This window comes from Bifidobacterium sp. wkB338 (assembly GCF_003688325.1).
GTDB lineage: Bacteria > Actinomycetota > Actinomycetes > Actinomycetales > Bifidobacteriaceae > Bombiscardovia > Bombiscardovia polysaccharolytica.
Genome location: NZ_NPOR01000018.1, coordinates 96,831 through 109,907 on the forward strand (window position 1 = coordinate 96,831; position 13,077 = coordinate 109,907).

11 protein-coding genes are annotated in these 13,077 nt (G+C 54.8%); 6 read left to right on the forward strand and 5 right to left on the reverse strand.

Translation table 11 applies throughout. From position 1 onward, the window contains the following. The first annotated feature begins 25 nt into the window (after positions 1-25). The 3 genes from CI603_RS04410 (at position 26) to CI603_RS04420 (ending at position 3,052) form a co-directional block, all read left to right on the forward strand. Positions 26-907 (forward strand): MetQ/NlpA family ABC transporter substrate-binding protein, encoded by an 882-nt coding sequence (locus CI603_RS04410; RefSeq protein ID WP_121913188.1) that lies wholly within the window; start codon positions 26-28, stop codon positions 905-907. A 33-nt stretch (positions 908-940) separates the two neighbouring features. Then, on the forward strand, positions 941-1,804 hold the full coding sequence (locus tag CI603_RS04415; protein WP_015022162.1) for a MetQ/NlpA family ABC transporter substrate-binding protein: 864 nt from the start codon (positions 941-943) through the stop codon (positions 1,802-1,804). 90 nt (positions 1,805-1,894) lie between these two features. After that, positions 1,895-3,052, forward strand: a complete 1,158-nt coding sequence (locus CI603_RS04420; protein WP_121913189.1) for a glycosyltransferase — start codon at positions 1,895-1,897, stop codon at positions 3,050-3,052. A 12-nt stretch (positions 3,053-3,064) separates the two neighbouring features. Here CI603_RS04420 and CI603_RS04425 read toward each other — a convergent pair whose 3' ends face one another. Both CI603_RS04425 and CI603_RS04430 read right to left on the reverse strand, forming a co-directional pair. Continuing rightward, on the reverse strand, positions 3,065-3,841 hold the full coding sequence (locus CI603_RS04425) for an ABC transporter permease (protein ID WP_121913190.1): 777 nt from the start codon (positions 3,839-3,841) through the stop codon (positions 3,065-3,067). Continuing rightward, positions 3,838-4,770: an ABC transporter ATP-binding protein gene (locus tag CI603_RS04430; protein ID WP_121913191.1), complete on the reverse strand. Its 933-nt coding sequence runs from the start codon at positions 4,768-4,770 to the stop codon at positions 3,838-3,840. The genes CI603_RS04425 and CI603_RS04430 overlap by 4 nt, the downstream gene beginning before the upstream one ends. Before the next feature lie 157 nt (positions 4,771-4,927). Here CI603_RS04430 and CI603_RS04435 point away from each other — a divergent pair, with 157 nt between their 5' ends. Beyond that, positions 4,928-5,620, forward strand: a complete 693-nt coding sequence (locus tag CI603_RS04435) for a response regulator transcription factor (RefSeq protein WP_046323156.1) — start codon at positions 4,928-4,930, stop codon at positions 5,618-5,620. Between the two features lie 55 nt (positions 5,621-5,675). Continuing rightward, positions 5,676-6,575, forward strand: a complete 900-nt coding sequence (locus CI603_RS04440; protein ID WP_183122242.1) for a HAMP domain-containing sensor histidine kinase — start codon at positions 5,676-5,678, stop codon at positions 6,573-6,575. 189 nt (positions 6,576-6,764) lie between these two features. On the opposite strand, the gene CI603_RS04445 is transcribed toward CI603_RS04440, so the two are convergent. Both CI603_RS04445 and CI603_RS04450 read right to left on the reverse strand, forming a co-directional pair. Next, entirely contained in the window at positions 6,765-7,814 is a 1,050-nt protein-coding gene (locus CI603_RS04445; RefSeq protein ID WP_110413184.1) for an NAD(P)-dependent alcohol dehydrogenase, read from the reverse strand. Between the two features lie 247 nt (positions 7,815-8,061). After that, positions 8,062-9,087, reverse strand: coding sequence for a low specificity L-threonine aldolase (locus CI603_RS04450; RefSeq protein WP_121913192.1), 1,026 nt, complete (start codon positions 9,085-9,087; stop codon positions 8,062-8,064). 1,052 nt (positions 9,088-10,139) lie between these two features. On the opposite strand from CI603_RS04450, the gene CI603_RS04455 reads away from it, so the two are divergent. Continuing rightward, positions 10,140-11,522: a Sau3AI family type II restriction endonuclease gene (locus CI603_RS04455; protein WP_121913193.1), complete on the forward strand. Its 1,383-nt coding sequence runs from the start codon at positions 10,140-10,142 to the stop codon at positions 11,520-11,522. On the opposite strand, the gene dcm is transcribed toward CI603_RS04455, so the two are convergent. Beyond that, positions 11,491-12,759: a DNA (cytosine-5-)-methyltransferase gene (dcm, locus tag CI603_RS04460; RefSeq protein WP_121913194.1), complete on the reverse strand. Its 1,269-nt coding sequence runs from the start codon at positions 12,757-12,759 to the stop codon at positions 11,491-11,493. The two genes, CI603_RS04455 and dcm, sit on opposite strands and share 32 nt — an antisense overlap. Between the last annotated feature and the right edge of the window lie 318 nt (positions 12,760-13,077).

Below are 13,077 nucleotides of genomic sequence, written 5' to 3' on the forward strand. Positions count from 1 at the left end.
GCAACCGGGGAAAGGTCAGATTATCGTGGTCGGTCGTAGTCGCGTCGGCAAAAAGAACAGAGCCAAGATCCAGCTGGCGGCGCTCAGCCTGGTCATCGTCCTCCTGCTGGCGCTGGTGGTCGGTACCGATGTCCGTCTGAACCAGGTGGGTGCCGATGTCAAGGTCGTCAAGGTCGGCGTCATCGGCAGTTCGGACGATCAGATCTGGAAGGCTGTCCAGGCGGAGCTGGATCGGCGTGGCGAACACATCAGAATCGAACTCAAGCCTTTCCAGGACGCCATCTATGTCAACCAGGCCACAGCCAACCGCGAGGTGGACTTCAACGCCGCCCAGCATTACGCCTACCTGCAGGACGATGTGAAAACCAACCACTATCAGCTGGCAGTGCTTGGCAATACCTATATCTCGCCCATGAACCTCTACTCGCAGCGCTATGCCAAGCCCTCGCAGTTCCAGGACGGCGACCGGGTGGCCATCCCCAACAATGCCACCAACATGGGCCGGGCACTGAAGGTCCTGGCCGATGCCAAGCTGATTGGTCTGCGCGACCCCAAGGCCACCAACCCGCTGCCCGAGGATGTGGTGGACAATCCCAAGCATCTGCACATCGAGCAGGTGGACCCGGCCGGCATCCTCAATCTGCTGCCCGACTATGCAGGTGGGGTCACCAATGCCAACTTCGTGGTCGATGCAGGTCGCAGCGTGCACGATGCCATCCACGAGGTTCCCTACGACCTGCAGAACCCGGCCAACAAGCCTTACATCAACATCATCGTCACCACCAAGGATCAGCGGGACAACCCCACCTACGCCGCAGTGGTGCGCGCCTATCATTCCAAGCCCGTAGCCGACACCATCGTCCGTGTCTACAAGGGCGCCTGCCTGCCGGCATTCAAGGTTTCCTGATGCGATAGGTTCCAGCAATGAAGGAGGACGGATATGAGCACCAGAAGAACCAGGGCCAAGCGAGAGCTGGCGGCTGTCTCGGTCGTCATCCTGGTGGTCGCCGTCCTGATGGGCGTGGCCTATGTCAAGGTCAACCAGCCCGAACGTGGCCAGCGGGAGATCAGCATCGGCCTGGTGGGTGATGCCGATGAGGAAATCTGGAAGGCCGTTCAGCACGAACTGGACCAGCGCCGGGCAGGCATAAAAATCAAGCTTCGGTCCTTCCAATACGGGCGTTACGCCAATCAGGCGCTGGCCAATGGGGAGATCGACCTGAATGCCTTTCAGCACTACGCCTTTCTGGAGCAGGAGTCCAAGCAGCACGGGTATCGGTTTGCCGCCATCGGCGACACCTACATTTCACCGCTCAACCTTTACTCAAAGAAGTACCGGAGCGTCGACCAGATAGGGCATGGCGAGCGGCTGGCCATTCCCAGTGATCCCATCGACCTGGGCCGGTCCCTGAAAGTGCTTGCCAGCGCCGGACTGATCGGGCTGCGAGACCCCAAGGCCACCACGCCGGTTCCCGAAGACATCGTCGACAACCCGCGTGGGCTGGTCCTGGACCAGGTCGACCCACCGGGAATCGTCAAGGTCCTGCCCGACTATGCGGCCGGCATCACCAACACCAATTTCATCCTGGATGCCGGCATGAAGATCCAGGATGCGATTTACCAGGTGCCCGGCGATCTCAAATCGCCAGCCAATCATCCCTATGTCAACATCATCGTGGCCAGGCAGGCCGACAAAAACGACCCTGCATACAAGGCTCTGGTCTCCGCCTACCACAGCCGATATGTGGCTGACGCCATCAACCGCTACTACCGTGGGGCAGCCGTCCCGGCCTTCTCCTACTAATAGTGACTGCAATTAGTGGGTGCAATCGGGTCGTCGCCCTGTCTTGGTCCGGCCCAAGGCTGCTAATGATGAACAGCGGAGGGAACGCTGATGAAGGATCATGATCGCCTGACGCTGGCCCTGGTCCTGGACTCTTTTGGCAACAGGGGCAACGGGACATCCAATTCCGCCATCCAATACGCCCAGGGTCTGGAGGCGCTGGGGCACCGGGTCCGTCTGGTGGGGGTGGGGTCGACCGACTATCCGGCACGGGTGCATCGCATTCCTTTGGTCTCCGCAGTGGCGGCCAGGCAGCAGATGAGCTTCGCTCGTGCTGATCCGGATCTCTTCCGAAGAGCCTTTGCCGGTGTGGACCTGGTTCATATTTACGAACCTTTCGCCTTCGGCCGCGCCGCCCTGTCCCAAGCTAGATCCATGGGCATACCGGTGACCGCCGGCTTTCACATTCAGCCTGAGAACATCACCTATTCCTCTGGCCCATTGCGCTACCTGCCCGGGGTGGACGCGGCCATTTACAGGCTGTTTCGGTTCTGGCTCTACGACCATGTCAGGCACATCCACGTTCCCACCCAGCTGACGGCCGACCTGCTGCGCTCGCATGGGTACAAGGCCTGCCTGCACGTCATATCCAACGGGTACCAGCCCAGGTTCAACCCTGGTGACCGATACGAACGGCAGCAATCCGGTCGGCTGATCCAGGTTGTGGCCTCTGGCAGGCTGGCCCGGGAAAAGGACCATCTGACTTTGATCCGTGCCTTGGCCCTGTGCAGGAACAGACGCAGGATCCGTCTGACCATAGCTGGCACAGGACCCATGGAGCGCCGACTGAAGGCAGAAGCCGCCCGGCAACTGGACGGCATGCAGGTCTCTATTGGATTCCATCAGAACGCGACCATGCCCGATCTGCTCAGGCAGGCCGACCTGCTGGTTCACCCATCAATAGCGGATCTGGAATCGGTCAGCGTCCTGGAGGGGATGGCCTGCGGCGCAGTCCCGGTTATCGCCCGATCCAGCCTGAGCGCCGCCGGTCATTTCGCCTTGACGCAGCATTCGCTCTTCCCGGTCGGTAAGGCTCAGGCGCTAGCTTCGCAAATCGACTGGTGGGTAGACCATCCTCATGCCCTTTCAGTCTGGTCCAGTCGCTATGCCGAACATACCAAGGAACATTACTCACTGGACGCCTCCGTCAGCGCCTTTGCCCATATGGCCGTGCAGGCCGTCAGCGATCAGGAGCCGGGCCGGGTATAGGCCTGACCTGGCTTAGATCTCCTGCTTGGATATGATCAGAGCCGATCCGAAGATGGCCACCAGGACCACGCCTGCGGATACTCCGGCGTAGATCCAGGCCTGATCGGCCTTCAGAGTGTTAAGGATGATCTGTTCGCCGAACCCGACGAAGTCGAAGTATTTCAGCCAGTTCAATTTAAAGGCATACTCCACGAGGCCGATCAGCATGGGCCATATCACGATCACCACCGCTGGGATGACCAGGGATTTGGTAAGGATCAAGAGGATAATGCCCAGGCTGATGATGACGGAGATGCAGAAGCTGACCAATAGGGTCATGACGGCCACATCCTTGCATAGGATGCCCCAACCGGCTCCAGGTTTCCTTCCTAGGGCCAGTCCGGTCAGCAGAATAGCGACGAAGTAGCACAGGGTCAAAAGGATGATGTCAGTCAGGATGGTCACATACTTGCCCAGGATGAACTGTATGCGCGAGATGCCCGATGTCAGCGTGTTCTTCAGAGTGTGCTGGCTGTATTCCGCACCAATGACAATGACGAAGACCGCGATGAAAAAGTAGATCAGGAGCGAGGTGGAGGCGGCACCCACTTGCAGGCCTGTTCTGACGGTCCAGCTTCGGCCTTCGATTGCCAACAGCTTATCATTGTATTCTTCGCTCCCGACGCTCATTCCTATGGTCGTCTTGCCCCATGTGGTCACTATGCCGAGTGCCACAGTGGCAATCAGCAGAATCAGCATGCCGATGGATCGCCGCTGCCTGTAAAAGTCGGCCCTGATCTGGTTAATCATTGTTGTCTCCTAAGCTCTTGAGGGTCCTTGTTCAGCAGATCCGCGAAATATTCCTCCAGCGATCCCTTCTGCTGGCCGATCTGATTGACCAAGATGCCTTCCTGAACCAGAAAACTGTTGATGGGTCCCGGTTCCAGATTCCCTTGCTTGATTAGAATCTGATGGTCGTCAAGGACTTGGAAGGGGCCGATTCCCTTGCGATCCAGGAGCATAGCGGCCTTGGAGCTCTGGTCCACGTCGATCAACAGTCCATTCTGATTGATCCGATCCAGTTCATCCTTGTCTACCTCCTTGATCAGGCGACCGTGGCTGATGAATCCGAACCGGGAGGAGACCAGGTAGAGTTCGCTCAGAATGTGACTGGAGATGAGAATGGTCGTCTGGCGCTCCTTGTTGAGCTTGTCCAGGAGTGTTCTGAATTCCATGATTCCTGCCGGGTCCAGGCCGTTGATGGGCTCGTCCAGAATCAGGAAATCGGGTCGGGTGAGGATGGCCATGGCCAGCCCCAAGCGCTGACGCTGGCCCAGAGAGAGGTGACCGGCCCGAGTCTTGGCCTTTTCGCTCAGGCCGACGAAGTCGATGGTCTGATCGATGGCCTTGTCGTCGGCCAGCCCGTGCTGGATGGCTGTCAGCTTCATGTTCTGGCTGACGGTCAGTTTTTTGAAGGCGGCTGGTGCCTCAATGACCGAGCCTATTCTGCTCAGTATCCGGCTGTCCTTGCCAATTGTGTGCCCCATCAGCCTTATGGTTCCCTTCTGTATGGGGGACAGTCCGGTGATCAGACGCATCAGGGTGGTTTTGCCAGCGCCGTTCTCGCCGATCAGCCCGTAGATCTCGCCCTTGTTTATGGAGAGGCTGAGATCGTCCAGTGCCTGGAAGCGGCCGAACCGTTTGCTGACATGGTTAATATCCAGAATGGTATCGTCCATGGAATTCCTTTCCCTGTGTCGCTGTCTTAAAATCTAAAGTGCCTTTCTTAAGTGCTTGGCTAAGAAATCATTAAGAATTTCATAAATCCGCTTGGGCGAGATCGGCATCGTTAGGCGGCTTCAGTAACATGAGAGTGACCTGCGAAAGGAAGACAGTATGCCGACGATTCTGGTCGTGGAGGATCAGGAGGACATCCAGTCCCTGCTCAAGGATGTGCTGGGCGAGACCTACAGGATTATCCAGGCGACGACGGGCGCCCAGGCCTTGGCCCGCTTTCAGCAGGAGGAACCCGACCTGATCCTTCTGGATCTGATGCTCCCTGTAGTCACCGGGGACAGCGTCCTCAAGGCCATTCGGCATATGTCGTCGGTGCCGGTCATCATCCTCACGGCCATTCAGGATAAGACCAGAACCGTCAGCCTCCTGGAGCAGGGCGCCAATGATTATGTGACCAAGCCTTTCGACATTGACGAGCTCCGCGCTCGTGTCCAGGTCCAGCTGCGCCAATCCGGGGCACTGAAAGCCGATGCGGATGCAGCAGGTGAATCCGACGCCAAGATTTGTTTTCAGGGGATCGAGCTGGACCGGATGGAGCACACGGTCAGCGTTGATGGGCACAGGGTCGAACTGGCACGCAAGGAATTCGCCATCCTTGAGCTTCTGATGGACCATCCACATCGGGTCTTCGAGAAGGAGGACCTCTACAGGCAGGTTTGGAACCAGCCATACATCAATGCCGAGAATACTCTCAATGTGCACCTGAGCACCTTGCGGACCAGTCTGAACAGATACACCGGCAGTCAGCGCTACATCGTGTCGGTCTGGGGCATCGGCGTCCGCCTGGTCTGAATTTGGATGGAAGAAAGAACGATGAATAAGGGTCGTCGGAGGTGAATCCGTGAAGGTGGCCGCACTTGTTTTGGGTCTTGTCGCCCTCGCCCTGGCGATTGGCCTGATAATGCTGATTGTCGACCTCAAACGGATCAGTGACGATCTGGACTTCATCAACCATGCCGACACTAATGCCTTGGTAACCACTGGGTCCAATATCGGGCTCATCCGCACTCTGGCGGATAGGATCAACGCCGTTCTGAACAAGACCAGGCGGCTGCAGATCACCCAGGCTGAGCAGAACAAGCAAGTCCGGCAGATGCTGACCAACCTAACCCATGACATCAAGACCCCGCTGACCGTGGCCAGGGGATACGCCCAGCTGCTCAAGGAGGGATCGGCTGATCAGGAGCAATTGGGTAAGATCCTCAACAACCTGCAATCGGTGGATCACTATCTGCATTACCTGATGGATTTCAATCTGATACAGGAGAAGAGCGTGAGCCTGGATCTGACCAGGGTGAACCTATCGGCTTTGGTTCAGCAGGAGCTCTTCAATGCCTTCGATTCTCTGACTGCGCGGTCCGTCACGGTGGAGCCCAGAATTCAAACTGGTGTGGAAATTACGACGGATCAGACCATGATGAGTCGAATAATTCAGAACCTGATTGGCAACTGGCTCAAGTATGCGGAGGAATCAGCCTGGGTGGACCTGCACAAGAGTGAAGATGGACGAATTCATTTGGACTTCGGCAACAAAACTACGGGCGAAGCAATCGATGTGGACAGGCTCATGGAACGGTTCCAGACCGATGACCAATCACGGACCAAGATCAGAAGCACAGGCCTGGGTCTCAGTATTGTTGACTCCTTGGTGGATTCACTGGGCGGCTCCATGCGGCTGGAATCCACCAACGGTATTTTCTTGGTCCACTTGCTGCTGAGTGATGCTCCGCAATCGAAGGAGCTGTAAATAACCAAGGTTCGAGGCAGCTTGGTGAGACGCTGTGGCTTGTCACGGCCTTCATGGCAAAACCATGACAGGCCACAGCGCATGTAGGCGGAGGATGGGGTCAGCACATGAATCCGACAGTACTTAAATCTGATTGTGCTTAAATCCGACTGACAGATGAGTCGCTTCTGCGTCTACAATCAGGCGAAATCAGGCCTTGGTGTGGGGCACTATAACAGCCCTGGCCGAGAGCTTGTTGTCGACCAGCTTGTGGTAGGCATCTAGGGCATTGTCCAGCGAGTAGGTTTCGATCTCGGTCTCGATCTGGCCGTTGCGATACATGTTGGCCACATCGTAGAGCTCAGGGATGGAACCCCAGTAAACGCCAAGCAGCTCCTGCTCCCAGGGCTTGGAGTACCAGTCGTATTCCGCCTTGCCGCCGGCGATGCCGACCACGGTCACACGGGATCCCGGGCCGCCCGAAGCCTGTGCGGCAGCAATGGTCGGGGCCACACCCACGAAATCGAAGGCGGCATCCACACCCTCCCCGTGGGTGATCTTCCTGATGTTCTCCACCTGGTGCTCGTCGCTGACCACGGGGATGGCACCCTTGGCCTCAGCCTTGGCCAGGGCCTCCGGCTTGGTGTCCGTGGCAATCACGGTGGCGCCGGTCAGGGCGTGAAGAATCTGAATGGCGATCTGGCCCAGTCCGCCCAGGCCAATGACCAGAGCATACTTTCCGCCGCCGTTCAGGTGGGGCATGGCAGCCCGGATGGCGTGGTAGGGAGTCAGGGCAGCGTCAGCCAGGGGTGCTGCGCCGATGGGATCCGCATCGCCCAGGGGCACCAGGTTGCGGGCCGGGACGGTCATGTATTCGGCCATGCCGCCGTCGCGCCCCAGTCCCAGGGCCAGTGATTTATTGGTTGCGGCGCTGGAGCAGTAGTTCTCCTGGCCGGCCACGCAGTGAGGGCAGTGGCCGCATCCGGTGGGCCCATAGACAATGTAGGCATCGCCCTTCTTGAAGCCCGTGACGTCGGGTCCTACCTCTTCGACCCAACCAGTGGTCTCATGTCCCAGAATGAATGGCGGCTTGGTGTGGCTGCCGGTTTCGGGGGTGTAGTCCTGGAAGACGGAGACGTCGGAATGGCAGCAACCTGCCCCGGCCACCTTGAGTAGAACCTCGCCGCTCCCGGGTGTCGGCTCCGGCACTTCCTTGAGGGTGGGGAAGGTATTGTATTCTTCGAAAACAACGGCTTTCATAAGCTTCCTTTCATCGTTGAATCATTCGCGCCCCTATGCTCAGGACGGGGTGTGCGCATCTACATCGATGCAATAAAAATCTTAATGAAAGATAACTATGTACTCACCCTGAAAGGGTGTGATATGTCCGACAAAGTGGGATCGGCAATGTTCATATACATAAACGCCCCCCCCCCCCCAAGGATGACCGGTAGGGGAGGGGCGGCAGGATGACTTTGGTCTTGTCTTCGTTTAGCGTGAACGGCTTTTACAGCAGATTGATCAGGGCTTGGGTGTCCTCGACTGTCGTCGCCCAGGAGGTGGCCAGCCGGATCACGGTGTGGGTGGCATCGCTGCGTTCCCAGAAGTCGAAGGCGACCTGCTTGGACAGCTCCTCCATGCGTTCATTGTCCAGGCGGACGAAGGTCTGGTTGGTGGGGGAGTCCATGACAATCTGATACCCCTTCTCCCGCAGGGCCTTTTTGATCATCGCTGCCGTCTGGATGGCGTTGCGGCTGATTCGTGAATAGAGGTCATCGGTAAAGAGGGCATCGAACTGCACTCCCAGGAGTCTTCCCTTGGCCAGAAGGGCACCTCTTCTTTTGATCATGGTGCTGAAATGCTCGGGAGCATTTCCTCCGGGGAAGACCACCGCTTCGCCGCAGAGTGCGCCTACCTTGGTTCCGCCGATGTAGAAGACGTCGCAGAGACGGGCTATGTCCGTCAGGTTGACGTCGGTTCCGGGAGCCACCAGTCCGTATCCCAGCCTGGCCCCGTCCAGGTAGAGCGGAATCTTGTATTCCCGACAGATCTGCGAGAGGTCTTCCAGCTCCTGGCGAGTGTAGAGGGTTCCATACTCGGTGGGATGTGAGATGTAGACCATGCCGGGGAAGACCATCTGCTCGTGGTTTCCGTCGGCATAGAAGCCTTCCAGAAAAGCGTCAAGGTCCTCTGCGCGAATCTTGCCCTGTTCGCCGCGAATTGTCAGAACCTTGTGGCCTACGGCTTCGATGGCGCCGGCCTCATGGACATTGACATGGCCAGTATCCGCAGCGACCACTCCTTGATATGACTTCAGCAGGCAGGAAGTGACGACCTGGTTGGTCTGGGTTCCTCCGGCCATGAAATAGACCTGGGCCTGGGGGCAGCCACAAGCTTGGGCGATTTTCTGAGCGGCGGAGGAGCAGTACCGATCCTTGCCGTACCCGGGAAGGTGCTCCATGTTGGTGTCGATCAGCCGCTGCAGGACTGCGGGATGTGCGCCCTCGGAATAGTCGTTGACGAATGACAGCATAAACACCCTTTCTAGGACCGTTCCCGTGTATGCCTTATGGTACACGTAAATTGGGTTTCACATCCCTTTCCAGGTTCTTCATTCATGCTTGTTCGGAGCATTGGTATGACATGAGAAAGGTTCGTACACAAGCTTGCGAAGACAAGGCTAAATACAGTGATGATTTCATTCAATATGGGACAAATCAAAGTGTTGATGATGGAATTCTGCTTGTTGTCCACACTTCCCATTCAGTTGAAGAAAAGAGGACGATGATAAAGACATAAACAGCAATTATAACGTTAATGAATGTGACCTTGATGTTGGCCGGCACTCTCCCGTCTTCTTCATGCTAAAGATGGTAAATCCAATGAGTTTGGAAACGCGTATCGATGCCAGAGAGTGTTGTATCTAGGACGAAAGAAAAATAGGCATTGTACGTAGTGGCTATCTAGAGCAGCTATGAATAAAATGCTGCTACCCCGAAACAGAAGCTACGCGTCCATTCCTCATTCTGTGGCCTAGGCTCCAGCGTGGCCCCTGCTGCGAACTGTCTGCTGTTTTGCATATGCTTCATGAGAACTGGTGGTTTGCATCATACATTCAGAATCCTGCAGTTGTTTACTTCTGTTATGTCAAGTGGCTTCAACGACGGAGTTCCCTGACTTGGCAGTCTCGGCCTCATGCTCGGCAACCTCGGCCCTGGCAGCGAGATAATTTGATTCTTGTCAATCATATCTTTTTGGTCGCATTCGTTATTGTTCTTGCGTCCGTTCATGTTCTGTTCTTTGTCTCTAATTGCTGGTCTCCACCTGATTTGTTAAAAGGTGTACGTAATCCTATGATGCACTCGCTTTATCAGAATGATCCTAATTTAATTGGTATGAATTTGGGATACTACACGATACTTCTAAACTGGTAAACCGGAGGAAATGAGGTATGTGGCATACCGTTGTTGTGGTTGACGTATTTTAATTCCTCAGAAGGCAATGGGCATAATCTTACATAAACCTGTCTGCTGGTTCCAATACCACCGAGATACAGTATGACTGAGGTAAGTATACTTGTTACACATGGTGGAGATGCAAGAGGACGTACCATACGATGACAGTAATGTCAGCAGCATTGAAGAGTATGCCAAGCGCATTGTAAATAAAACTTTGAGAGAAGCTTTGGATTTGCCCCCGGATGCCAGACCCAAGGGTAGCGGAGGCAAGGGGGCCATGGGCGAAACTGTCGAAGAATACTATTTTCGCATCAGAAACAACAATGTTCAAGGTCCTGATTTCCCAAAAGTCGGTGTTGAGCTCAAGACTACAGGTTTAAGATACGATGCCCACCACAAGCCTTGTGCCAAGGAACGACTCGCTATAACTAACATCAACTGGATGACGATTCTCAACGAGGATTTCAAGAAGAGCCATCTTATGGATAAGATGTCGAAGATTCTCCTGCTGGCCTACGACTATGACCCAGGTAGCGACAGCGTTTTGGATATGAGATTCAGACTGGCCACCATGTGGGGTGTGCCAGAAAGAGATAAGCCCCAGATGCTGGCAGACTGGAATACGGTTCTCGCAAAAGTGAGGAATGGAGACGCGGATAAGGTAAGCGGCCGTGACACCGTATACCTTGAAGCTGCCACTACCGGTTCCGGTCACGGGGAAAAATACCCGCAACCCAAATCGGACCGGTGCGCCAAGCCAAGAAGGTGGGCCCTGAAATCATCATATATGACCACGGTCATCAATCAGCTCTTCCAAAAGGAAAAGTACGCTTCAATCAAGAGGGAAAAGGACGAGGTGAATCTGACCCTCCACCAGTTGGTGAAGACGAGATTCCGCCCTTACATGGGAAAAACGAAGAAAGAGCTGAAATCCGTCCTGCAAATCTCCGCAAGTGAGCATGCTAAGAACTATTACGCAATAATAACAAAGAAAATCCTCGGTATAGGTACTGACAAGAGTATAGAGGAATTCGACAAGGCTGGTATTATGGTGCGCACAATCAGGCGGAGCCGCACAGGACGTGTCAAAGAGTCGCTTTCATTCCCTGCAATGGACTATAAGGAAGTAGCCTGCACTGATTGGGAGGACAGCAAGCTGTACGGATACATGACCACTCCTTATCTGTTTGTCGTCTTCAGTCAACGTGAGGAGCATGGCCCCTTGTTTTTGTCGCAGTTGGTGTGGTGGACGCCAACCGACGAAGACCTGGCCGAGGCCTGTCGAGTGTACAAGATAACGAGACAGCACATCCTTGCCAATGATTATGATCACTTTCCCGGCATCAGGGGATTGGAAGGCAATGGTTCGCATATACACGTGCGCCCTCACGCCACGAAAGGTGAGACCTGTCTTACCCCGCAGGGAACCAGGGAGACGAAGAAATCTTTCTGGATTACGAACAAATATGTTCAGCAGATTATCGACCAGGCATCAGACGACCGGCAATGACCTTGCCAATTCTGTGGGGGATTCCGGTGACAAGAGCATTGCCCATACAGAAGGCCCTGTGCCCGTCGCTCATACCGTCATCTGTCCAGCCCCGTGGGAACATTTGTAGCTGGTCGAGTTCATCTGGTACCAGCCTTCTGAGCCTGCCGTTCTGCTCGACAACATGCTTCATACGGCTGGCCCCTTTACCGCCTTCACCAGTCAGAATGGTCCTACTGGGTTTGTCCAATGAATCTGGAAAGGTGACGGGCCCTTCGGCGTAAGTGTATTCAAAACCTGACTTCGCCTCCCGCTGTTCCTTTTTTGCACCCTTCAAATATGACCATTTCGATAGGGAGTCTTCGTCAATCCAGAATTGCTGTGGAACATCTTGCGGAGGTACAAGGATGTCTCCTAAGACAGTTTTTTGGCCGGTGTACACCGCTTCTACCCGTTCGCTGAATACGACACCGTCTTGCATTACGCCCGCATTCCGAAAGAGAGAAGTCTTCGAATCGATGCCGAATCGTTTGGTTACGTCATAGGGGTCATCGTTGATGCGAAATGTACCAGAATCTTTTTTTTCGGATGGCTCTGCCGGAAAGGCCTCTGCCATGATTCCATTGCTGTGCAGACGAGTCGAGAGGTCCCATGCACTTCGGGTGAGTTCTGCGAAGATGTAGACCCTCCTCCTTCGTTGGGGCATCCCATAATCTGCAGCATTAATCACTCTCCATTCGACCGAGTAACCCAGCCGGGACAAGCAAGAAAGAATGATGGCAAAATCACGTCCACGCTGTGTAGATGGTGATTTCAATAGTCTATCTACGTTCTCAAGCAACACTAGACGTGGTTTACGTTTCTGCAAAAGTGTATTTATGCTCCACCAGAGGACGCCTTTTTTGCCCTCTATTCCTGAAGATTGAGAGAGCGGCTTAGCCACGCTGTAATCCTGGCATGGGAAGCCGCCGACAAGCATGTCGAACTGTGGGATATTGGCTTCTCCCTTGTCGACTTTCCTTAGTACTTCAGCTATATCTTCATTAACGCAAGATCCAGTTCCAAAACGGTCCTCGTAGCAGCGCCATGCAAATTGCTTGGCTTCGCTGCCATTGGGCTCCCACTGGTTGGCCCAGACGGTCTGGAAAGGACCGGCGGCTTCCATGTGGAATTCGGGATGCTCAGGATTGTTATAACCATCCAGGCCTAGACGAAATCCGCCCACACCTGCGAACAGTTCGACCACCCTGATGGACATAGACGCACCAACTTACTTCCGAGGAAATTCTGACATACCAATGATACGGGGATTTATCGATTTGATCAACCGGAGCGGTTCTCGGGAGCGTCGAACGTCTGTTCGAAAGAGACCAAGTTGAGCCGAAAAAAGAGCGTGAAGTTTTCAAATAAAGGTAGACGAAATGCTCATGTTTTGCTGCTGGCCAATAGCTATCGTCGACATTTCAGGCTGGCTATACAGGTTATCGATTGTTATGAATAGTTGCGCAGGTTACAATGAGTCAACGGCTTTCTCTTGACGCCTACGAGAAATCTGTTTCCTTAGCTTCTTTAAATA